This window comes from Oculatella sp. FACHB-28, assembly GCF_014696015.1.
Lineage (GTDB): Bacteria > Cyanobacteriota > Cyanobacteriia > Elainellales > Elainellaceae > JAAUTN01.
Genome location: NZ_JACJPJ010000101.1, coordinates 62,109 through 83,045, shown reverse-complemented (window position 1 = coordinate 83,045; position 20,937 = coordinate 62,109). Strand labels below are relative to the sequence as shown.

Annotated in this window: 21 protein-coding genes; 14 read left to right on the top strand and 7 right to left on the bottom strand. The window is 48.1% G+C overall.

Annotated features, from left to right (window positions below):
* Positions 1–8: 8 nt before the first annotated feature.
* The 8 genes from H6F88_RS29720 to H6F88_RS29685 all read left to right on the top strand — a co-directional run bounded on the left by H6F88_RS29720 (position 9) and on the right by H6F88_RS29685 (position 6,729).
* A complete protein-coding gene (locus H6F88_RS29720; protein WP_190646431.1) occupies positions 9–356 on the top strand; it encodes a hypothetical protein in 348 nt (115 codons plus the stop codon).
* Between the two features lie 122 nt (positions 357–478).
* Positions 479–1,993, top strand: a complete 1,515-nt coding sequence (locus H6F88_RS29715; protein ID WP_190646430.1) for an AAA family ATPase — start codon at positions 479–481, stop codon at positions 1,991–1,993.
* Positions 1,994–2,154: 161 nt separating this feature from the next.
* Positions 2,155–2,508 carry a DUF1257 domain-containing protein gene (locus H6F88_RS29710; RefSeq protein ID WP_190646429.1) on the top strand — a complete coding sequence of 118 codons (354 nt, stop codon included), beginning with the start codon at positions 2,155–2,157 and terminating at the stop codon, positions 2,506–2,508.
* Between the two features lie 115 nt (positions 2,509–2,623).
* On the top strand, positions 2,624–4,378 hold the full coding sequence (locus tag H6F88_RS29705) for a glycosyltransferase family 39 protein (RefSeq protein ID WP_190646428.1): 1,755 nt from the start codon (positions 2,624–2,626) through the stop codon (positions 4,376–4,378).
* Between the two features lie 7 nt (positions 4,379–4,385).
* On the top strand, positions 4,386–4,538 hold the full coding sequence (locus H6F88_RS29700) for a hypothetical protein (RefSeq protein WP_190646427.1): 153 nt from the start codon (positions 4,386–4,388) through the stop codon (positions 4,536–4,538).
* A 131-nt stretch (positions 4,539–4,669) separates the two neighbouring features.
* Positions 4,670–4,972 carry a hypothetical protein gene (locus H6F88_RS29695; protein ID WP_242050768.1) on the top strand — a complete coding sequence of 101 codons (303 nt, stop codon included), beginning with the start codon at positions 4,670–4,672 and terminating at the stop codon, positions 4,970–4,972.
* Positions 4,969–5,877 carry an inositol monophosphatase family protein gene (locus H6F88_RS29690; RefSeq protein WP_347277762.1) on the top strand — a complete coding sequence of 303 codons (909 nt, stop codon included), beginning with the start codon at positions 4,969–4,971 and terminating at the stop codon, positions 5,875–5,877. Before H6F88_RS29695 ends, H6F88_RS29690 begins: the two co-directional genes overlap by 4 nt.
* 168 nt (positions 5,878–6,045) lie before the next feature.
* Positions 6,046–6,729, top strand: coding sequence for a Crp/Fnr family transcriptional regulator (locus tag H6F88_RS29685; protein ID WP_190646426.1), 684 nt, complete (start codon positions 6,046–6,048; stop codon positions 6,727–6,729).
* Between the two features lie 58 nt (positions 6,730–6,787).
* On the opposite strand, the gene H6F88_RS29680 is transcribed toward H6F88_RS29685, so the two are convergent.
* Together H6F88_RS29680 and H6F88_RS29675 are read right to left on the bottom strand one after the other, a co-directional pair.
* A complete protein-coding gene (locus H6F88_RS29680; RefSeq protein WP_190646425.1) occupies positions 6,788–7,276 on the bottom strand; it encodes a MarR family transcriptional regulator in 489 nt (162 codons plus the stop codon).
* A 400-nt stretch (positions 7,277–7,676) separates the two neighbouring features.
* Positions 7,677–8,585, bottom strand: coding sequence for a CoB--CoM heterodisulfide reductase iron-sulfur subunit B family protein (locus H6F88_RS29675; protein WP_190646424.1), 909 nt, complete (start codon positions 8,583–8,585; stop codon positions 7,677–7,679).
* A 468-nt stretch (positions 8,586–9,053) separates the two neighbouring features.
* Between H6F88_RS29675 and acpP the strand changes: the two genes are divergently transcribed.
* The 3 genes from acpP (at position 9,054) to tkt (ending at position 12,954) form a co-directional block, all read left to right on the top strand.
* Positions 9,054–9,299 carry an acyl carrier protein gene (gene acpP, locus H6F88_RS29670; RefSeq protein ID WP_190646423.1) on the top strand — a complete coding sequence of 82 codons (246 nt, stop codon included), beginning with the start codon at positions 9,054–9,056 and terminating at the stop codon, positions 9,297–9,299.
* A 102-nt stretch (positions 9,300–9,401) separates the two neighbouring features.
* Complete coding sequence (gene fabF, locus H6F88_RS29665) at positions 9,402–10,661, top strand: beta-ketoacyl-ACP synthase II (protein WP_190646422.1); 1,260 nt, start codon at positions 9,402–9,404, stop codon at positions 10,659–10,661.
* A 286-nt stretch (positions 10,662–10,947) separates the two neighbouring features.
* Positions 10,948–12,954 carry a transketolase gene (tkt, locus tag H6F88_RS29660; protein ID WP_190646421.1) on the top strand — a complete coding sequence of 669 codons (2,007 nt, stop codon included), beginning with the start codon at positions 10,948–10,950 and terminating at the stop codon, positions 12,952–12,954.
* A gap of 108 nt (positions 12,955–13,062) precedes the next feature.
* On the opposite strand, the gene H6F88_RS29655 is transcribed toward tkt, so the two are convergent.
* The 4 genes from H6F88_RS29655 to H6F88_RS29640 form a co-directional block, all read right to left on the bottom strand.
* Positions 13,063–14,013 (bottom strand): NAD-dependent epimerase/dehydratase family protein, encoded by a 951-nt coding sequence (locus tag H6F88_RS29655; protein ID WP_190646420.1) that lies wholly within the window; start codon positions 14,011–14,013, stop codon positions 13,063–13,065.
* Between the two features lie 60 nt (positions 14,014–14,073).
* Entirely contained in the window at positions 14,074–14,985 is a 912-nt protein-coding gene (locus H6F88_RS29650) for an Npun_R2821/Npun_R2822 family protein (RefSeq protein ID WP_190646419.1), read from the bottom strand.
* A gap of 10 nt (positions 14,986–14,995) precedes the next feature.
* Positions 14,996–15,991: an Npun_R2821/Npun_R2822 family protein gene (locus tag H6F88_RS29645; protein ID WP_190646418.1), complete on the bottom strand. Its 996-nt coding sequence runs from the start codon at positions 15,989–15,991 to the stop codon at positions 14,996–14,998.
* Between the two features lie 71 nt (positions 15,992–16,062).
* On the bottom strand, positions 16,063–17,019 hold the full coding sequence (locus H6F88_RS29640) for a glycosyltransferase family 10 (RefSeq protein ID WP_190646417.1): 957 nt from the start codon (positions 17,017–17,019) through the stop codon (positions 16,063–16,065).
* Between the two features lie 612 nt (positions 17,020–17,631).
* On the opposite strand from H6F88_RS29640, the gene tatC reads away from it, so the two are divergent.
* Complete coding sequence (gene tatC, locus H6F88_RS29635) at positions 17,632–18,462, top strand: twin-arginine translocase subunit TatC (RefSeq protein WP_190646416.1); 831 nt, start codon at positions 17,632–17,634, stop codon at positions 18,460–18,462.
* A 20-nt stretch (positions 18,463–18,482) separates the two neighbouring features.
* Here the strand turns inward: tatC and H6F88_RS29630 are convergent, their stop codons facing one another.
* Positions 18,483–18,800 carry a DUF3067 family protein gene (locus H6F88_RS29630; RefSeq protein WP_190646415.1) on the bottom strand — a complete coding sequence of 106 codons (318 nt, stop codon included), beginning with the start codon at positions 18,798–18,800 and terminating at the stop codon, positions 18,483–18,485.
* A gap of 357 nt (positions 18,801–19,157) precedes the next feature.
* On the opposite strand from H6F88_RS29630, the gene petC reads away from it, so the two are divergent.
* Together petC and petA are read left to right on the top strand one after the other, a co-directional pair.
* Positions 19,158–19,700 (top strand): cytochrome b6-f complex iron-sulfur subunit, encoded by a 543-nt coding sequence (petC, locus tag H6F88_RS29625; protein ID WP_190646414.1) that lies wholly within the window; start codon positions 19,158–19,160, stop codon positions 19,698–19,700.
* A gap of 48 nt (positions 19,701–19,748) precedes the next feature.
* A complete protein-coding gene (gene petA / locus H6F88_RS29620; protein WP_190646413.1) occupies positions 19,749–20,735 on the top strand; it encodes a cytochrome f in 987 nt (328 codons plus the stop codon).
* The last annotated feature ends 202 nt before the right edge of the window (positions 20,736–20,937 follow it).

The window sequence follows — 20,937 nt, the reverse complement described above, 5'->3', positions numbered from 1 at the left end:
GTCGTTCTATGCAAGACAAGCACAAAGTTACGCTTTACCTTCCACCAGAGCTTCATCGTCAGCTCAAGATTCGTTCCGCAGTCGATGCCGAGCCGATGTCAGCAATTGCAGAACGAGCAATTGTTTTCTATCTGACACATTCAGATGTGGTGGATGAGGTAGAAATGTCTCACGGACAGGTCTATCAAGTCTATGACTGCCCTGAGTGCTCAAGCTCGGTCGTTCTGCAGGAAGGCAAAATGATCTCCCTAAAGGAGCAGCCCAGCATTCTAGTTGAAGAAGGGCTCTCACCAGCCATTCAAGGGCAACGTTCTGGTTCTAGCCAGCAGGGTGAGGAAGAGTTGGTTCCATGCTAGTGAGTGTTACCTGAGCTTGAATGTTTGCTCTTTTGAGTAGCTAAACTCTCAGGTCTTCAACTCCAAGCTTAAGTTGATTGTCTGCTTACTATGTCCGCACTGTCTCTACAAGGTCGATGATCATGAAAGAAGAGCTAAATATACTCATCCAGGCTCAATATCCTCTGATCTATCTCGTGACTTCTGAAGAAGAGCGGGCTGAACAGACGATTGCAGCGATCGCCCAACAGTCCAAACCTCAGCAACGAGTGTTTGTCTGGACGATGACACGAGGTCTGATTGAGTACGGGGCTGGAGCTAGAAACGCATCACAGCACAATACGCTTTCCCCTCAGATTGCTATCGAACACGCGATTCGGCAGCGAGAGCCAAGTATCTTCATCTTCAAAGATCTGCATCCTTTCTCTGATAGCGCCGAGGTAACCCGCTGCTTGAGGGATGCGATCGCAGAATTTAAGGGAACTCAGAAAACTATAATTCTGATGTCTCCCGTTCAGCAAATTCCAATCGAGTTGGAAAAAGAAGTTGCAGTATTAGATTTCCCGCTGCCCGACATGGCAGAGCTAAATCAAGTTTTGTCTCAGCAGTTAGAGCAGCTTCGCGCCCGTCGCACCACTACCGAAACTCGTGAGAAGTTGCTGAAGGCAGCCTTGGGGCTAACTCGTGATGAAGCTGAAAAAGTCTACCGTAAGGCTCAGGTCACAGCGGGCCGTTTAACGGAAGCTGAAGTAGATGTAGTTCTCTCTGAAAAGAAGCAGCTCATCCGGCGCAACGGCATTCTGGAGTACATCGAAGAAGACGAAACCCTCGATTCTGTCGGTGGCTTGGAGGAACTCAAGCACTGGCTCAAGCAGCGCTCTAACGCCTTCACCGAACGCGCCAGAGAATATGGTCTCCCCCAACCAAAAGGAATGCTAATTCTAGGTGTTCCAGGTTGCGGTAAGTCCCTGATTGCCAAAACGACCTCCCGCCTTTGGGGTTTGCCTCTACTGCGGTTAGACATGGGACGGGTCTACGACGGTTCTATGGTGGGTCGCTCCGAAGCGAACCTCCGCAATGCCCTCAAAACGGCAGAATCAATCTCTCCCACTATCTTGTTTATCGATGAGATTGATAAAGCCTTTGCGGGTAGTACAGGATCTGCTGATTCAGATGGTGGTACTTCCAGCCGGATCTTCGGCTCCTTCCTCACCTGGATGCAGGAAAAATCGTCTCCGGTGTTTGTCATGGCAACCGCCAACCGCGTTGAGCGTCTGCCTGGTGAGTTCCTCAGAAAAGGACGATTTGACGAAATCTTCTTTGTCGATCTGCCTAATGCTGAAGAGCGTAAAGAAATTTTCAGAATTCATCTTTCCAAGCGTCGTCGGGAAATTGCCCGGTTTGATCTAGACCAGCTCGTGATGACGTGCGATGGATTCTCTGGAGCAGAAATTGAGCAAGCTCTCATTGCTGCGATGTACGAAGCGTTTGCCCAAGAACGGGAATTTACCCAATTGGACATTATTGCTGCAATTCGAGCTACTCTACCGCTTTCTAAGACGATGAGTGAGCAGGTCACAGCCCTGAGAGATTGGGCTAGGCAGCGCGCGCGACCTGCTGCGTCCTCAGTTGCTGAATATCAGCGACTTGAGTTCTAACAGGCTTTCACTCCTGCTCCCAACAGGAGGAAAGGCTAGCGATAAGCTAGCAGTTTGACAAAACAGCCGTAACAGTTTGCCTTCCAAACGCTAAGCCGTGCGGCGCTTTCTATACCCAAACGTTGTCGTTTCTCTCAATTTCTCTACAGGAGGAAATCCAAATGTCTCACTTTAGCACTCTGCGCACCAAGATCACCGATGCAGAAATCCTCAAGGCTTCTCTGCGTGACCTGGGTATCTCAGTTAAGACCGAAGCTGATGTGCGTGGCTACAATGGTCAGCGCGTTCGTTCTGACATCGTAGCTGTTCTCGAAGGTGAGTATGACTTGGGCTGGTCTCGCAATGCTGATGGTTCCTTTGACCTGATCGCTGACCTCTGGGGCGTTGCTAAAAAGCACAACCAGACCGAGCTGATCAACTCAATCAACCAGAAGTACGCTGTGAACAAGACCCTGGCAGAAGTCAAGCGCCCCGGTCTGCAAAATGCCAACGTCAAATTGGTGCTGCAAAAGTAGTTTCCTTAAGCGTTCCCAAATAGGCGGGTTAATCCAAGGCGGGTTAACCCGTTTTTTCATGTGTTTTTTTGTGGAACTGTTAGGCTTGAAGTTTGTAGATAAGTTTAGTTAACCGATGACTACCGCAAATCGCTCAAACCTCCTATTGAGGCGTACACTATTCGCGGTGATGGGTTTGGTTATCTTGTGCGTTTTCCTTTTCCTTTGGCGACTTGGCAGCTACAGCTTATTCAACGTTACAGAGGCAAGGCAGGCAGAAGTTGCCCGCCAGATTTGGGTCCGTCAAGATTGGGTTACCCCTGTTTACAATGGTAAGTTTTACTTTGACAAACCTATTCTGCTGCACTGGCTAATTGCACTTGGCTTCCCTATTTTTGGGGTAGGGGAATGGGCAGTTCGGCTACCTTCTGCGATTTCGGCGATCGCCCTAGTTCTTAGCACTTGGCTGTTTACGGTTCGCTTTGCTACTCAGCGAATGGCGCTTTTAGCAGCTACTATGATCGCGGCCAATCCTTTTACCTTTGCGTTGGGGCGAACTGGACAGCACGATATGTTGCTGGTTTTTTTCATGACGGCTGCGCTCTACTGCTGGTACTGGGCCTATAGCACCCGTCAAAAGGTTGGCTATTTGCTTTTTTTTGGGCTGCTTGCCTTTGCGGTCTTAGCAAAAGGGCCGCTGGCTCTGATTTTAAGCGGTTTGATTATCGGAATTTTCCTAGTTTGGGTTAATCGTTGGCAAAAACAGCTATCTAGTGTGCCTTGGGGCTGGGGAATCTTAATTTTTGCTGGAATTACGCTGCCTTGGCACCTATTAGCATTTCAGGCAAACGGCTGGTATTTCATCAACAGCTTCTTTGTGTTCAGCAATGTGACTCGGTTTGTCAGCGTCAATCAAAATCAGGCAGGGCCGTGGTACTACTACTTACTCTGTGTAGCAATTGGCTTTTTCCCCTGGCTAGTTCTTATTCCTAGTGCAATTAATTGGCAATCTTTGCGACAGTGGCTGCGGTTAGACTACTGGCGACAACAGGACTCTAACCAGCAGGTTGGTTTATTTATGGGGATCTGGTTTGTGATGGTGCTGGTGTTTATGAGTGCCGCTGCAACGAAACTGCTGTGGTACGTCTATCCCGGCATTCCAGCGCTGGCTTATCTGTGCGCTCAAGCCTGGGAACAGCAGATCTCGGAACCGAAGCGATCGCTTAAATTCTGTTTAGGATTTATCAGTCTGGTCTATGCTCTGCTAGCTGTCGGGTTCACGCTCGTTCCGCATCTGGTCGATCAGCCCTTCCTACAAACTGCTGAGATTACTCAAATCATTTGGCAATGGTTTTTGCTTTACTCATTAGCGACAGTGGCGACCGCTATTAGCCTAATCCGAGTGCAGCCCCTTTGGGCGTGGTTGGTTGGCGTTGGAACTTTTAGCCTGTTTGCACTAACGGTAGTTGATCCGCTGCTACCAACGCTAGACGGGCAGGTTTTAGGGGGACGGCTGATTCCAGTTGCTCAGGCCTTGCAGCAAGAAATCTGTGAGGAGTGCGATCGCGATTTGCCTGCGGCCCTTGGTGTCACCTGGCCCAGCCTCAATTTTTATAGCCAAATTGATCGAATTGAACGGTTTAAGAAACCCTGTGAGACACAGATACAGCTTAAGCGTGACCAACGGTTGCTGCTGGTGACAACGGATGAGGAGATGCAACGGGCAAATCTTGATTTAAGCGACTATCAGCCTACTTACGTTTCTGATGTGTTTAAGCTCTTTATCATTCCTCCTGATGACGACTTGGCACAGCGACAGTGTCTCTTTAATCAGTCAAAGAGTTTGCTCAAACCGAAGTCAGACAACACTTTAATGCAGTCATTGGACTAGAGCCTAGATGTTTCATCGTCGGTCAAAGGTAGATCGCTCGGATTATCGGGATGTTTCTGATGACAAGTTTGGAGTGAGCGTTAGTGCCAGCGGTTGGGCGATCGCACTCAGCAGCTTAGTCTTTTTTATCGGTAGCAGCATTCAACCTACCCTGTTTTAGTCCAACGCCTTTGACCTGGGCATCTTGACCAGGGGATTTACCTGATCAGCCAGGGTGAGCCGCTGATTTGTACACTAATCGGGTTTCATATCCTGGGCGATCATGCAGCCTGGGTTTTGTACCCGTTGGCGTTGTCCTACTGGATCTATGCGGACAGCGATCGCGCAGGTGCAGCCAACTGGAGGACAGCGGCGATCGCCCCTCACCTTACCCACCGTGTCTTAATTGAACGAATTAACACCCCTACCATTACAGCGGATCTGACAGAGTTCAAGTCCATCTTGCTAAACTTGCGCCACCCTGGAGGTAGGCGCAAGCGAGAAAATCGAGAATTTTCTGCTAACCTGCTAAGCCAGCTCAAAAGTTTAGAATTGTTTCAGCTTAGCTACCAGCAAGATGATGTTTACCTGTTCACCAGACTGGATCAACCGTGACTATAACGATGGATGCTGAGCGACTTCTCAAAATTCACCACTTGGTGCAAGGTTGTGGACAGCAAGCAAAACAAATGGCGACTCAACCCCTGCAGGTATTTGAGAAAAGCCGCCACGACTACGTAACCAACGTCGATCGCCTGCTAGACCAGCAGCTTTCTAAAGGAATTGCCAACTTATTTCCCCAAGATGGCATCATCACAGAGGAAAACGCTCACTCGAGACAATCCTTTCGGTCAGAATATTCTCGGTTTTGGTTTATTGATCCAATTGACGGAACCAGCGACTTCATTCACGGCAAGCCTCACTATGCCGTTATGGTAGGACTTTTAGAAGCAAACCAACCTACAGCCGGTTGGATTTACGCTCCCGCTTTAGACCAAATGTATTGGGGTGGATTGGGTTTGGGGCTGTTTCAGAGTACGGGGCGTACTCCGACTGATGCAGTTACTTCAGATGCAGTTACTTCAATTGATCAAATCACTCAAAACCCTTTAATTCTTAAGGAGCCAACTCCTCCTTCTCAAACGTTTTGTCCGGTACTGATTGGCAGCACCGATCGCCGACGCTATGGGGAAGCGATGACTCACCTGATTCCAGAAGCCCAGTTTACCTCCATTGGCAGCTTTGGACTGAAAGTGATGGAAGTTGTTTGTGGCAGAGCAGGACTTTATGTCTATCTAAGTGGGCGAGTCAAGCTTTGGGATACGGTTGGACCGATTGCTCTAGCAAGAGCTGCAGGCTTAGTTTGCTGCGACTTGGCAGGTAATCCACTGCATTTCACTCCTGATGCAATCGAGCCAGAAACACTGACGCATGGACAATCAATCGTCGTGGGTTGGGCTTCTTATGTAGAAGCGCTGCGATCGCGGCTACAAAAAGCCGTCTTGCTGAGCCAACCGTAAAGGTGGCGACACATCAACCCCGTGATATTCTAGTGGTGCAGGCAATCTGTAACATCTAGTTGACAGCTTACGGGTATCTATGATCCTCAAGAGCTAGAAGTTTTTAGATGTTTTTGGGTAGCATAGTCAGATAATCAATGTCCGGTCAGTTTTACCTAAGCGCCTTTCATGCAGACCGAAGCTTTTAGTGAGCTTTTCCCGCTCTTTAACGCCGCTAGCCCAGAAACTTTAGAATGGCTGCTGTCTATTGCTGTTGAGCACGACTACCCAGCAGACAGAGCCGTTCTCATGGAAGATGCCTGGGGAAATGCAGTTTATTTTGTTGAGTCGGGCTGGGTTAAGGTTCGTCGTCATGCAGGTGAAGAGGTCGTAACGCTGGCAATCTTGGGTCAGGGCGATTTTTTTGGCGAAATGGCAATTTTAGACGAGTCGCCTCGCTCAACCGATGTTGTGGCGCTTTCTCAAGTCAAGTTGCTGAGTATTTCCGCTCAACGGTTTATTCAAACTCTTTTCAAAGATTCGCAGCTCCATCATCGAATGCTGCAACTGATGGTGAAGCGGCTGCGGCAAAACAATCTTCGGTTTCAGCTACGGCATCAGCCACCCGCTATCAAGCTGGCCAATACGTTGGTTGCATTCGGCGAAGACTATGGTCATCCTTCTGAGCAGGGCACCGAGATCTTCAACGTTCCGCTTAAAGATTTGGCGGAGGTAACAGATGTCAGCGTTGAAGAAGCAACCAAAATCATGGAAAAGCTGGAAAGTAAGGGGTGGATTGCGACTGATCCGCATCGCGATGCGCTTCATCTAGTCAACATGAAGCAGCTTGCTCACCTAGCTGGAAAAGGCTGATTTTTGGGTTGATTTTAATGACACCGAAGCTGTCAACCGCGCAATCATCAACGGTACTCTAGTGAGTCTTTGATAAATTCGCGATCGCCTGATCAACTAGCCCTGATAGCACTTGGCGCTCTGTTTCAGACATTCCTTCTAGAGTTTCTTCTCGAATGTCTTGGGCGATCGGCAGTAGCTCTTGCTTGAGTTGATCTCCGGCTTCAGTTAGCCAGATTCGCCAGATTCGACGGTCTTGGCGATCGCGCTCTCGTCGTACCAGACCTCGTTCTTCCATGCGGTCTAGAACGCCTGTCAGAGTTCCACCAACCTGCTGCAATTTTTCACCAATGCTAGAGGTCGCTAGACCATTCTCCTCCCATAAGCAACACAATACTACCCAGTGGAATGGAGTCAGCCCGAATGGATCTAGGCGCTCTTGAAATTTTCGTGCCATCAGTTGGGAGAGCAGCTTGATGCGGTAGCCTAAACCATAAGGAGCCATTACATGCTGCCACTGCCTCAAAGATTTTTGGCTAATCTCTGGGTTGGTTGACTGAGGAACCATAGCTGACTAGTAATAATTTTTACTAGCTTATACCAATTTGATCTGAGCTTGCACTAGGACAAAATTTCCCTAAAAAGAGATTGAGTCCCCCTTTTTTGTAGAGCTCTGCAGAAAAAGGGGACTTAATGCTTCTCAAATCAGGAACTTCAAACCAAGTAAAATTGAAGTTGCAGCAGGTTCCCATGCTGACCTAGCAATGCTGCCCTCGTTGTAAAGTTCGATTTGTCGCAAATTTTGCTTAAATCGGCATTAAAACTTGTTGGTTAGGCTAGATCAAGAAATATTGAATTGAAACTAACTCCCTACCGCTCTTTACAAGTTACAGACAGACAAATTTTGAAATGGGCACTAGAGGAGTAGCTAGTACGATTGAATTAATACACAGCTAGCCACGCTTTACCTAAGTAACTCCTGCCTTCTCGATCTTTTGTAGAACGGGTTGAGTCGAGACGATATGACGATCTAACCCAAGCTGCTTAGGGCTGATTCCCAAAGCAAGCGCAACGAGCTGCGGTAGATGCAAAATGGGTAAACCTAACTTCTTGCCAATGACTTGCTCAACTTCGGGTTGGCGAGAGTCTAGATTGAGATGGCAGAGGGGACAGGGTGTCACGATACAGTCAGCACCCGCAGCGATCGCCTCTTGAATATGCCCTCCCGCCATTTCAAAAGCTTGAGTAGTAGCGTAGCTAGAGAGCGGCCAACCACAGCATTGAGTCCGCCCTCGATAGTAGATTGGCGTTGCCCCAACAGCCCGAAATACATTCTCCATTGACTCCGGGCTATAGGGATCGTCGTAGGGTAAGTGCTTCTGCGTTCTCAATAAATAGCAGCCGTAAAAGGCAGCACACTTCAGACCCGATAGTTTACGGGTGACTCGCTGCTGAAGCGCCTCTAGTCCATAGTCACCGACCAATGCCCAGAGTAAATGTCTGACTTCTGTGCTGCCTTTGTAAGGAGAACATCCCTCATGCTCAAGCAGTCCATTGACTTGATGGATGTAACCAGGATCATGCTGCTGGGCCGCTTTGAGCCGTTCATCGACCCGCCCAATTACGCCCTGACAGGTGCTGCAATGAGTCAAGAGCGGTAGGTCTAATTCTTCTGCCAAAGCAATGTTGCGGGCATTGACCGTATCTTCTAAAAGCTGAGAATCTTCTTTGAAGGTGCCAGAACCGCAGCAGGCGGCCTTTTTCAGCTCCACCAACTCAATTCCTAAAGCTTGAGTCAGCGCCGCAGTTGAAAGGTATAGTTCGCGGCAGGCACCTTGAGCCACGCAACCCGGAAAGTAAGCGTATTTAAGCGTCATGGATAACGGACAGGGGTTAAATTGACACACTCGATGGATTTGAGTGTCGCCCTAAATTTATCATCGCTTATTTACCTGGCACTGGGGGGCTGACTTTGTATCAAAGCTTTTCTTAAAAGCGATGGGCAGGTTTAGGCAGGTTTCAGACCTGTCCATAGAAGCGACATAAACTGCTTGCCTTGAGATAGAAGTAAGGGGGTAGAGAGCGATCGCCAACAATCATCTGTTGCATGCCGCTAACCCGGTGACGCTTTCAGATAAGATGAAGAGATGCTCAAAAATCTGGTGAATCTGTAGATCAGGTCACGATAGTTTCGTACCCGCTTCTACTAGAAACTGTTTGCTGCTAAGTAATGACCCTGTAGGCTGGCTTGGAGTGAGTAAAAGTTTGCTTGCAGCACCAGAGGATTTGGGTCAACAATCTGTGTGTGTTCGCCATACTTAACTAGGAACAAGTAGGAAATTGTTATGAGTCAAGAAGAAATCTTTCAGAAAGTTAAGAAGATCGTGTCTGAGCAGCTTGGTGTTGAAGAAACCGAAGTCAAGCCAGAAGCTAGCTTTGCAAATGACCTGGGTGCCGATTCTTTAGACACCGTTGAGTTGGTAATGGCGCTGGAAGAAGAGTTTGATATTGAAATTCCTGATGAAGCCGCAGAAGGAATTGCGACGGTTCAGGCTGCGGTAGACTACATCAACAGCAAGGCTGCGGCATAGATCTGTGTTTATTAAGTAGCAGGGTGAACGCTCCAAGCCCCCTACTTCCAATCTTTATTCGTCATTTTGTGCCTGGGTACTTGAACCCTTGAAGCTGGTGTCATGAGTAGTTCTGATTCTGAGTTTAAGCGTGTTGTCGTAACGGGTTTAGGTGCAGTTACGCCAATTGGCAACACCCTAGCCGAGTACTGGGAGGGGTTGCTAAGCGGACGCAACGGCATCGGTCCGATTACCCTGTTTGACCCCTCGCGGCATGATTGCCGAATTGCAGGAGAAGTTAGGGGCTTCGATCCGCATGACTACATGGATCGTAAAGATGCAAAGCGGATGGATCGGTTTTCCCAGTTTGGTCTGGCTGCCAGCAAGCAGGCGATCGCCGATGCCAAATTTGCAATCAACGATCTCAATGCCGAGCAGGTTGGCGTCATTATCGGCACTGGAATTGGCGGTCTAAAAGTCTTGGAAGACCAGCAGGAGGTCTACCTGACTCGCGGACCTGACCGCTGTAGCCCGTTCATGATCCCGATGATGATCGCGAACATGGCAGCTGGGCTGACTGCTATTCATGTAGGTGCAAAAGGGCCAAACTCCTGCCCAGTGACAGCCTGTGCTTCTGGCTCTAATGCTGTCGGTGATGCCTTTCGTTTAGTGCAGCGAGGCTATGCTCAGGCTATGATCTGCGGCGGCACTGAGGCGGCGGTTACGCCCCTGTCGTTAGCAGGGTTTGCTGCAGCTAGGGCCCTCTCGACCCGAAATGATGATCCGGCTCACGCTTGCCGTCCCTTTGATCGCGATCGCGATGGCTTTGTCATGGGTGAAGGTTCAGGCATCCTTCTGATTGAAGAACTCGAACACGCGCTTAGCCGCAATGCCCGCATCTACGCCGAGATTGTTGGCTATGGTATGACTTGCGATGCTTACCACATGACCAACATTGCCCCAGAAGGAGAAGGAGCCGCCAGAGCAATTTCCCTCTGTTTGAAAGATGCAGGCTTGACTCCTGACCAGGTGAGCTACATCAATGCTCACGGCACCAGTACACCTGTCAACGATCCGAATGAAACGTCTGCGATTAAAACTGTGCTGGGCGAACACGCATACAAAATTGCTGTTAGCTCAACCAAATCCATGACCGGACACCTACTGGGTGGCTCCGGTGGAATTGAGTCTGTTGCGGCCGTTCTGGCAGTTGCCAATGACCAACTTCCTCCCACTATCAACCTGGAAAACCCTGATCCTAAGTGCGATTTGGACTATGTGCCAAACCACAGTCGGGCACAGGCAGTAGAAGTTGCTCTTTCTAACTCTTTTGGGTTCGGTGGACACAATGTAACGCTAGCATTTAAGAAATTCAGACAGTAGCAAAAAGCTGCAAGCTTTGGAGTTAGGGCTTCGAAAAATCCCTAGATCAATTGCCCAGTAAGCTATAGACTTGAGATTATGAGCAGTAAGTAGAATTGCTTATTGCTCATAACTGTTTATATTGCTTCGTATTTGCCTTCCCCTGTACATTGCTTCTATTTTGAGAGATTCTTGCCCGTCGATCCGGCTAGTGGGATGATGGACATACAGCTTTAAGGCGATCCAGAGTACCCAGTTTTAGCTCATTCTGATCCAAGTGATAACCCGTCGTTGAGTAAAAGAGATCATGGCTGTCGCAACTCAATCCCTCCAAGAACTTTGCATTAATTCAATTCGCTTTTTGGCAATTGACGCTGTAGAAAAAGCTAAATCTGGTCATCCAGGGCTACCTATGGGCGCAGCGCCAATGGCCTTTGTGCTGTGGGATCAATTCCTGCGGTTCAATCCTAAAAATCCATATTGGTTTAACCGCGATCGCTTTGTCTTGTCTGCTGGTCATGGCTGCATGTTGCAGTATGCCTTGCTCTATTTGACGGGTTATGACAGTGTCACCATTGACGACATTCAGCAATTCCGCCAGTGGGAATCTCGCACGCCAGGGCACCCCGAAAACTTCATGACTCCTGGGGTAGAAGTGACCACTGGTCCACTTGGTCAGGGAATCTCTAACGCAGTCGGTTTGGCAATGGCAGAAGCTCACTTAGCTGCCCGTTTCAACAAGCCCGATGCCACCATCGTTGACCACTACACCTACGCGATCTTAGGTGATGGCTGCAACATGGAAGGAGTTTCCGGCGAAGCTTGCTCCCTGGCAGGGCACCTTGGCTTAGGTAAACTGATTGCGCTCTACGACGACAACCATATCTCTATTGACGGTTCCACAAACCTCTCGTTTACAGAAGATGTAGCCAAGCGGTTTGAAGCATACGGTTGGCATGTGCAGCACGTCGAGGGTGGAAACACCGATTTAGATGCAGTGAAAACGGCGATCGAAGCGGCAAAAGCGGTTACAGATAAGCCTTCCTTCATCAAAGTTACGACCACCATTGGCTACGGTTCACCCAACAAAGCCAACAGCCACGATGTTCACGGTTCTGCATTAGGCAGCGCAGAAGTGCAGGCCACCCGTGAAAATTTGGGCTGGGAATACGAACCTTTCGTGATTCCAGAAGATGCCTTGAATCATTTCCGCAAAGCGGTACAGCGAGGTGCAGATCTGGAAGCCGAGTGGAATCAACTCTTCACCCACTACAAGTCCGAGTATCCAGAAGAAGCGGCTGAACTAGAGCGGATGCTTAGTGGCAAGCTACCCGAAGATTGGGCAAAGAGCTTACCCACCTACACTCCCGATGACAAAGCGGATGCGACCCGTAACCAGTCGGGTAAAACCTTAAATGCGATCGCAGGCGCTTTACCTGAGCTAATTGGCGGTTCTGCTGACCTGGCTCCTTCTAACAAAACATTGTTGAAGTCATCCGGCGACTTCCAGGCAGGACAATATGCAAATCGCAACTTGCGCTTTGGGGTCCGTGAGCATGGCATGGGCGCAATCTGCAACGGCATCGCGCTGCACAATTCAGGCTTAATTCCTTACTGTGCAACCTTCCTGGTCTTCACCGACTATATGCGCGCAGCAATCCGACTTTCGGCTCTGTCGCGTGCTGGCGTGATTTACGTCATGACCCACGACTCCGTTGCGCTGGGCGAGGATGGGCCAACTCATCAACCCGTCGAACACGTTGCGGCTCTGCGGGTGATTCCTAACCTAAACGTGATGCGTCCTGCGGACGGCAACGAAACCTCTGGTGCTTACAAAGTTGCGGTAGAAAGCCGTGAAACGCCTACCCTCATTGCTTTATCTCGTCAAAATCTACCTAACTTGGCGGGTAGTTCAATAGAAAACACTGCTAAAGGGGCTTACATCCTCTCAGACAGTGACGGTACGCCTGACCTGATCTTGATCGGTACGGGCGGCGAACTGCACCTGTGTGTTGATGCAGCAGAGCAGCTTCGTGGCGAAGGTAAGAAAGTGCGAGTTGTTTCCATGCCTTGTTGGGAACTGTTTGATGCTCAAGATGAAGCTTATCGCGAGTCTGTCCTGCCCAAGGCTGTAACGAAGCGATTGGCAGTAGAAGCAGGTTCCAGCTTTGGCTGGTGCCGCTATCTGGGTAGTGAGGGTAGCTCGATTAGCATCGATCGCTTTGGTGCATCGGCTCCTGGAGAAGTTTGTCTTGAGAAGTTTGGCTACACTGTTGAAAACGTAGTGGCTCAAGCTAAGTCTTTGCTGGGCTAATTCTTCTGGAATGAAAAAGCGCGCCTCTATTCAGAGGTGCGCTTTTTTGTTGAAAGGTTCTCGGTCACGCTACCTAACATGGTTGCTTCGAAAACAGCAAGCTTGATTCTAGGCGTACAGCGATTTAATCCACTGCCATTCTTGAGTCAGACCTTCCTTCAAGGAAATCTGGGGCTGGTAGCCCAGGATTCTCTTTGCTTTGGAAACGTCAGCGGCTGTATGGCGGGCATCTCCCATCGCTAAACCGATGTGGTTACGGCGAATCGGTTGACCGGCGATCGCCTCCATCGTATCAATCACCTCGGTCAGCACAACTCGGCTACCACCTCCGATATTAAACACCTCTCCGATCGCCTCTGGAACTGTCGCTGCAGCAAGGTTGGCAGCGACAGCATCGCTGACAAAGGTAAAATCTCGCGTTTGCTGCCCGTCACCGTAAATTGGAATCGACTGATCTTCCAGCACGGCTTTAAAAAATTTGTGAAATGCCATATCTGGACGCTGCCGAGGACCATAAACCGTAAAGTAGCGCAGAGCCGTTACAGGCAAATCAAAATTTTGATGATAGAGCCAGCACAACCGCTCAGCCGCTAGCTTAGTAATTCCATAGGGCGAGACAGGCTGGGGACAAATCGTTTCTGCGGTAGGGAGGGTTTCAGCATTACCATAGACCGAAGAGGTAGAAGCAAATACTAATCGCTTCAAATGCTTGGCTTCTTTGGCGGCTTCCAGAAGAATTTGCGTTGCGTTAATGTTGCGTTCGGTGTAAGCGCGAAATCCACCTCCCCAACTCGCTCTCACGCCAGCCTGAGCCGCTTGGTGATAGACAAACTCAACATCTGTCAGCAGTGTTGACCAATCGATTAACTGAATGTCGTCCTCAATCAACTGGAAGTTAGGATTAGCTGCGAAAGAGTGGACATTCTTCCGCTTCAAGGCTGGGTCGTAATAATCGTTAAATTGGTCAATTCCTATCACCTTCTCCCCCCGATTTAGCAGGGCTTCTGTAAGGTGAGAACCGATAAATCCTGCAACACCTGTCACAATACTAGTTGTCATAATTTTTGCGATTTACAAGTACGACAAAAGCACAAACCTTGAAACAATCGGGTAGATGCACTAAAGAGCACGCTTAACTTGATTGACAACCTTCCGCCAGAGCGGGTCCTCAGGCTTCCTGACAAACGGTTGGGCTGGTTCAGGCCCATCCAAGTGGCGGTAATGTTCCCAAATATCCCAGTAGGGGCAGCCTGGCTCCATTCGAATGCCCGCCCAATGCAAATATTGCAACGGCTGGTTCAAATTTGGATCAACTAAAATATCTCCCTGACGGACAAAGTGATGGCTTCCTGCCCAATTGCCTGGACCTTTACCAGGTTTGCGAACGATATTAAAGCGCCGAGGCAAGCGCTTCAGAATCATGTAGTTGATGATTGGCTGATCTGACGTTTTTTGAGAAAAATCAAAGTATTCGGGATGAGCCGCACACTCTGCGAAAGTTTTATACAAATCTTCCTCAGAAATTAGATTTTTCTTTGATCCCCAAAATCCACCATTAAAAATGCCTGTCAGCTCATCTTCAGTGAAAATCTGATCCTCGATTACCCTAGACGTAAAGACATTAGTAATGCCACCAGCGTGCTGATAATCAGAGCAAATGAAGTCGTACTCAGCTAGATAGTTGGTGTTGTCAATAATCTTTTCAAAGACAACGACATCAGTATCGATATAGACAAATTCATCAAAGGGTCCAAACCAGCAAGCCTGTTTACGAAACTGATTGGGACGAGCAAAAAACTTCTCGCCAAAACACTGATGAAGTTTCTTGGACAGCCGATCTATGAACTCTAGATCTTCATAGACTTGTACCCCATAAAACTGATTTAAAGTATTAGCAACAGCATGATACTGATCGTCATAAGGAATCAGTACAACGGGCGTTTCAGGATCGTAAAATCGAATGCTGTTGAGCAGGGCGATCGCCTGTTCGGTCACTCGGTCATTAGCCGTGATATATATGCCGCGACTCATTAGGCAATCCTCAGTAAGATAGTCCAAGCTTGCGTAAAACTCGTTGCTTTAAGTTGGGAGAAGACTTTTGAGGTCTGGGGACATCAACCAACACTGGTTTTTTCTCTGGCTCGTGCAGAAAACGATAGTGAAGAAAAAGATCTTGATAAGGAAAATTAACATTTTCACCCTGACACAATCGAGCAAAATGTTTGGATTTAAGCCCAATGTAGTGAATATAGGTTAATCGATTTTCCCGATCATAAAGGAGATGATCTTGCTCACTAAAATTTTGTGAGGTTACACAGCAACCTGTTCTAGCTTCAGCAGGTAAACGGAGTGAAAAGTTGTAGCTTGAAATGCCTGAACGCATCACCATATAGTTAAGAATGGTTTGGTCAGGAGCCATATCATAGAGAACTTCTGCTTCTCCATCGCGTAATTTTGTGAGTAGCCAGCTCTGCATTTCTGGACTAAAAACGTTTCTTTTGGAAGCATAAAATCCAGAACAAAAAATTTCAGACTTGATACGCTCTTGTGGAAATATCTGCTTCAGTTTCTTTGAGGACAGATCGTAGACATGGCTTGGATCTTTGTGTTGGAAGTCGTAAACAACCCAATCAGCATTGTTTAGTTGCTCGAAAATTGGCTTGACCGGACTCATTAGCAACGTGTCTGCATCCATGTACAAGAATCGGTCAAACGGTCCGTCAAAAGCACAAAAGCGACGATGAGTACCGACACGATGGTAGGGTTCATAACCCGCTTTTTGCCAGCGATCGCGAGCCGTAGGGTGAGCATCCCAAATCTTGCAGACGTACTGATCCCAATGCTGGATTGAATCTTGATCATCATAAAGCTGCACATTAGGACGACGAGCAATCTCTGCCGCTATTCGTTCAGTTTTATCGTCATAAGGGTAAACACAGACGGGCATCTCTGAACCTGCAATTGCCTCAATGCTATTTAGCAAAGCGACTAACTGGTCATACACATAATCATTAGCGAGAGTACAAATTCCGTCCATGATGTTAGGCTCTCAATTTCTTTTGAACGAGAATAATTTGAACGAGAATTAACAAGAACAACTCATTGCAGTTAGTCAAATTTTTCGACAAATTCAGATAGCCAGTTCAGCAGATTCAGCTTGTGTAGAATGATCTGCCGAGCTTCTGCGATCGCTGGTTTGGCGGCATACCAAGCATCTGGAGTAGAGGTAACTTCTTGGATATAAGCTATTCCTTTTTCGTCCAAACTCGGCAATCGTAGAAAACTTCCTTCTGGTAAAAGCCGATCAGCCGCAGGCCCACCATAGTAAATTGGCAGACACCAGGCTAGAAGAGAGTCCCACAGTTTTTCACTGACGTACCAATCGTTATCAGCATAGTTTTCGATCGCCAGGTTGTAATAGTAGGGTGCCATTCCGTACCATTTGTTCTTTAGCTCCCCCGAGCTATTACTTGTCGCTGGCAAATTACGCCCATAGAGATCAAAGTCAATCTCATTGGAGCGCAAATTCTGTAAGAAATCTAAGCGCTTTCGGTGATTAGCAGTGCGGTTGATTCCTGAAGTAATCCAACTACAAGAGCTGACCTTGACCGGAGGAGGCATTTCATTCAGGTCACGAAAGGAGTTGGAGTGGTACCAGATAGCTGGCATATAATCGGGCACAGGAGCAAAATCATCTGGTCCTGAAATATACCCACAATAGTTTTGAGCTGCTTTGTAATTTTTCTGGTTGCTCTTGACCACCTCTTCTAAGGGTGGTTCTCGCATCAAATAAATGACTCTTCCTTTTGGGACACCTCTAAGATCCGGTTCAACATTTACCGTTTCAACCTGCTTATTTTGAAATCTAGATAACCAGGATTGTTTAGCAGAAACTCTACGTTTAAAGTCAAACTGATACATCAGCAAAAAATCAGGCTGCGGCTCTTTCGCGAGCATTTGGATATTGCCCCAAATTCCAAAGGGGTTTGGAGTCTGCTGCCACAGCCAATCACTCTGAGTGACGCTTTGGTATCCAGTAATCATGCCTACGGTTCTAATGCTCATATCCTGTCTAATAGCTAGCCTTTGTGATTCTAAAAACCTTCAACGAATTCACATAACTCTGACGAAAATTTGAGCATTCTGTTGCAGAATCCAAGACTGCATTTAGATAGAGCAAGAGAGAAGGAGCCGTGAATGCCACCTGAAATGCTATCCTCAAACAGAGTAAAAGGACAACCGCTAAACGCTCTAGAAGCTTGGATCTTAAAGCTTTCTTTTTAGAAGCACCTACGTGGCTTCACCTACTTTTTACATTGCTTACCTTCAGAGAAAAGTAAAACTCTAGTCGCCCTAGTTCCTGATCTGTGCAGCGAGAATTTTGAATATATAGTGCTGGCTACTTAGAACTGCGTTAAGAGCGATGTAAATACGATGTAAATACTCAGCTTTATATTTCCTTCGTTGCAATCCTTATAAAGCGGTGAACACTTCCTGGTTCGGCAAAAATGTAGCTTTCCCACGCTTGGGGTAAAAGGGCGAAGGAATTTTGCGCCTCTATAGCTCTTCTTGCCGCAGAAGATTCAGACAGATTGGTCAATAGGATGTCTTCTAGAAGAATGGATTCCTCGGTAAGGCAGATACAATGATTAGCAAAGGTCTGACTTACGTTAATCTATGACTGCCCCTTCAGAACTAGAGACTTCATCCTCAGAAGAGTTGAACACGAACGGTTCTACCGCTAAAACGGCTCAAGCTCGTAAAGCTATGGCTGCTTCGGACGATGACGATTTCTCCGACGAAGTTCCAGACGACGTTGAGATGTCGCTATTTGACCATCTGGAAGAACTGCGGCAGCGGATTTTTTATGCTCTGGTTGCAGTGGTGTTGGGTGTAATCGGCTGCTTTACAGTGGTGAACAAAATTGTTCAACTGCTGGAGGTTCCTGCGCAAGGCGCTAAATTCTTGCAGCTTTCCCCAGGCGAATATTTCTTTGTCTCGATCAAGGTAGCCGGATACAGCGGCTTGCTGGTCGCCAGTCCGTTTGTGCTTTACCAGATTGTCCAGTTTGTGCTACCAGGGTTAACTCGACGAGAGCGACGGTTTATTGGACCGATCGTCTTCGGCTCCACAATTTTGTTTGTGGCAGGTTTGGCATTTGCCTATCTAGCCCTGATTCCAGCCGCGCTGAATTTCTTCATCAATTATGGGGAAGGGGTGGTCGAACAGCTTTGGTCAATCGATCGCTACTTTGAGTTTGTGTTGCTGTTGCTATTCAGTACGGGGTTAGCCTTTCAAATTCCGGTGATTCAGCTACTGCTGGGTTTGGTTGGAGTGGTTTCGTCCAAGCAGATGCTATCGGGCTGGCGCTATGTGCTGTTGGGAGCGGTTGTTCTTGGCGCAGTGCTGACTCCATCAACCGACCCAGTTACGCAGAGCTTGCTGGCTGGCGCGGTGCTGGGGCTATATTTTGGCGGTGCTGGAATGGTGATGCTGACTGGACGTTGACCGACAGGATATTAACCCGTTTAAAATTCTTCCAGAATCCACTCGGAGGCGCGATCGCCCAAGTCAACTGGGATATTCACCGCTTTTCCCAGGCGAGGGCGATCGCGGGTTTGCTTAATAAAATCCTGCACTTGTTCAGTGCTACCCCAGGCATTTAGATAATCTGCCACCGTGTTCAGGTGCGCCAAGTAGTCGGGCTCCGTCATTGGGAAAGAAGCTTGCTCCAGGTACTTCCACATGACCTGGACAAAAATTTTGCCTTGCGTCCGCCGCAGTTGAATGTCGTAAGAGCGTCCCCATTTGCTCAGCAATAGCTGGTGTAGGTCTTGTCCGGTCATAGCTCCCTTCAGGTTAAATGCTTCACAATTCGTTGCAAAAGCGACGCTTTTAGGACTATCTATTTACCTTTCTTTACAAAGAAACGGCTCCTTTGCTTAAAGCTATGATACTGATTCTAGAGATGTAATAATACTTTTAGAAAAACGTGAACTGCCGTTGTTGCGCCACTCATAGCAATTCGTCATCGACTTGCTGGACGTGTTGCATTGACGGGCGGCGATTTGATTCGCAATCATGCTATCCTCTGCAATGCTTTAGCTTAAAAAGCAGGCTTAAAAAGTTACAATTTCACGCCTAGATCACGTATAGAACCGTTCACTTAAGCTCATTCCTGACGCATAACTTCAGATCAACTCATGGCTCAACTCTCTGGAAACCCGGACGTACCCGATATGGGTCGTCGTCAATTCATGAATTTGCTCACGTTTGGGACGATCACAGGCACCGCCTTAGGCGCTCTCTACCCAGTCGTGAAGTATTTTCTTCCTCCTTCTAGCAGCGCAGGTGGCGGTGGAGTAACTGCCAAAGACGCACTCGGCAACGATGTGATTGTCAGCGATTTCTTGAATAGTCATGCGGTGGGCGATCGCGTCTTAACCCAGGGTTTGAAGGGCGATCCGACCTATGTGGTTGTTGAAAGTGATAGCGAGATTGCAAGTTTTGGGCTAAACGCAGTTTGCACCCACTTGGGTTGCGTCGTTCCCTGGAACGCGGCTGAAAACAAGTTCATGTGCCCCTGCCACGGCTCTCAATACAACAACGAAGGCAAAGTTGTGCGTGGACCTGCGCCCCTGTCGCTGGCGCTCGTTCATGCTGACGTGAGTGAAGATGGCAAAATTGCTCTGACTCCCTGGACGGAGACTGACTTCCGTACCGGAGAAGACCCCTGGTGGGCTTAAGCCAATCCCCTTCCCGATCCTTTGACATTTACTGATGCCCTTTAACCCATGAAATCCATTTTCTGGTCGATCTTGCCGCAGAGCGGCAGAGCAATTGCTAAAAGTATGCTGGTGGCGATCGCCACGCTAGCTCTTCTAGTCACGAGTGACTTTGCTTTCCCTCAAACTGCTGCTGCTTATCCCTTCTGGGCACAGCAAAACTACGACAACCCTCGCGAAGCAACAGGGCGAATTGTCTGTGCCAACTGTCACCTGGGAGCGAAACCTACCGAGGTTGAGGTACCGCAATCCGTTCTACCCGATTCGGTTTTCAAAGCCGTCGTAAAGATCCCCTACGACACCAGCGTCCAGCAAGTTCAGGGCAATGGTGAGAAAGGTCCGTTAAACGTCGGCGCAGTTCTAATGCTGCCAGAAGGCTTCAAGATTGCTCCACCTGAAAGAATTCCTGAAGAGATGAAGGAAGAGGTTGGAGAGAGCTATCTGTTCCAGCCTTACAGTGAGACTCAAGAGAATATTGTTTTGGTAGGGCCACTTCCGGGTGAGCAATATCAGGAAATTGTTTTCCCTGTCCTTGCCCCTGATCCTGGTTCTGACAAGTCCGTTTACTTTGGTAAATATCAAATCCATGTAGGCGGCAATCGTGGTCGAGGACAAGTTTACCCAACGGGTGAAAAGAGCAACAATGCGGTCTACAACGCTTCTGTTGCTGGCACAATCGCTCAGGTCACCAAAGCTGAAGATGGTGGATACCAGGTCAAGATTCAACCAGATCAGGGCGAAGCAGTGGTGGATACGATTCCTGCTGGTCCAGAGCTAGTTGTCTCTGAGGGTGAAACCGTAGCAGCGGGCAGTGCCTTAACTTCTAATCCTAATGTGGGTGGTTTCGGACAAAAAGATGTTGAAATCGTGCTGCAAAGCCCTAACCGGATTAAAGGATTGCTAGCCTTTATGGGAGCTGTAACGCTGTCACAAATTCTGCTAGTTCTGAAGAAGAAGCAGGTTGAAAAAGTTCAGGCAGCCGAAATGAACTTCTAGTTTCTTCTGACGTTAACTCTTAATTTGTAGAGGGCATCTCCAACCGAGATACCCTCTATTTTTTCTTTTTGGAGGAATTTTTAGCTGCTTGAAATAACGATAAAACATAGCTTTTTTCGATCATCTTTCATTATTTTATGTTCAGGTTGAATTTGTCTCAAACCAATCAAAGTTGATATATTAATGGGGAACTTCTGAGTTG

What these genes read in the sequence shown, in the direction of transcription:
- H6F88_RS29685 (WP_190646426.1), top strand. Translation starts at nt 6,046, where the DNA reads ATGCAGACCGAAGCTTTTAGTGAGCTTTTCCCGCTCTTTAACGCCGCT.
- H6F88_RS29640 (WP_190646417.1), bottom strand. Translation starts at nt 17,019, where the DNA reads ATGAGCATTAGAACCGTAGGCATGATTACTGGATACCAAAGCGTCACT.
- H6F88_RS29715 (WP_190646430.1), top strand. Translation starts at nt 479, where the DNA reads ATGAAAGAAGAGCTAAATATACTCATCCAGGCTCAATATCCTCTGATC.
- H6F88_RS29645 (WP_190646418.1), bottom strand. Translation starts at nt 15,991, where the DNA reads ATGGACGGAATTTGTACTCTCGCTAATGATTATGTGTATGACCAGTTA.
- H6F88_RS29650 (WP_190646419.1), bottom strand. Translation starts at nt 14,985, where the DNA reads ATGAGTCGCGGCATATATATCACGGCTAATGACCGAGTGACCGAACAG.
- fabF (WP_190646422.1), top strand. Translation starts at nt 9,402, where the DNA reads ATGAGTAGTTCTGATTCTGAGTTTAAGCGTGTTGTCGTAACGGGTTTA.
- tkt (WP_190646421.1), top strand. Translation starts at nt 10,948, where the DNA reads ATGGCTGTCGCAACTCAATCCCTCCAAGAACTTTGCATTAATTCAATT.
- petC (WP_190646414.1), top strand. Translation starts at nt 19,158, where the DNA reads ATGGCTCAACTCTCTGGAAACCCGGACGTACCCGATATGGGTCGTCGT.
- H6F88_RS29705 (WP_190646428.1), top strand. Translation starts at nt 2,624, where the DNA reads ATGACTACCGCAAATCGCTCAAACCTCCTATTGAGGCGTACACTATTC.
- H6F88_RS29720 (WP_190646431.1), top strand. Translation starts at nt 9, where the DNA reads ATGCAAGACAAGCACAAAGTTACGCTTTACCTTCCACCAGAGCTTCAT.
- H6F88_RS29700 (WP_190646427.1), top strand. Translation starts at nt 4,386, where the DNA reads ATGTTTCATCGTCGGTCAAAGGTAGATCGCTCGGATTATCGGGATGTT.
- H6F88_RS29710 (WP_190646429.1), top strand. Translation starts at nt 2,155, where the DNA reads ATGTCTCACTTTAGCACTCTGCGCACCAAGATCACCGATGCAGAAATC.
- acpP (WP_190646423.1), top strand. Translation starts at nt 9,054, where the DNA reads ATGAGTCAAGAAGAAATCTTTCAGAAAGTTAAGAAGATCGTGTCTGAG.
- H6F88_RS29680 (WP_190646425.1), bottom strand. Translation starts at nt 7,276, where the DNA reads ATGGTTCCTCAGTCAACCAACCCAGAGATTAGCCAAAAATCTTTGAGG.
- H6F88_RS29655 (WP_190646420.1), bottom strand. Translation starts at nt 14,013, where the DNA reads ATGACAACTAGTATTGTGACAGGTGTTGCAGGATTTATCGGTTCTCAC.
- H6F88_RS29630 (WP_190646415.1), bottom strand. Translation starts at nt 18,800, where the DNA reads ATGACCGGACAAGACCTACACCAGCTATTGCTGAGCAAATGGGGACGC.
- petA (WP_190646413.1), top strand. Translation starts at nt 19,749, where the DNA reads ATGAAATCCATTTTCTGGTCGATCTTGCCGCAGAGCGGCAGAGCAATT.
- H6F88_RS29675 (WP_190646424.1), bottom strand. Translation starts at nt 8,585, where the DNA reads ATGACGCTTAAATACGCTTACTTTCCGGGTTGCGTGGCTCAAGGTGCC.
- tatC (WP_190646416.1), top strand. Translation starts at nt 17,632, where the DNA reads ATGACTGCCCCTTCAGAACTAGAGACTTCATCCTCAGAAGAGTTGAAC.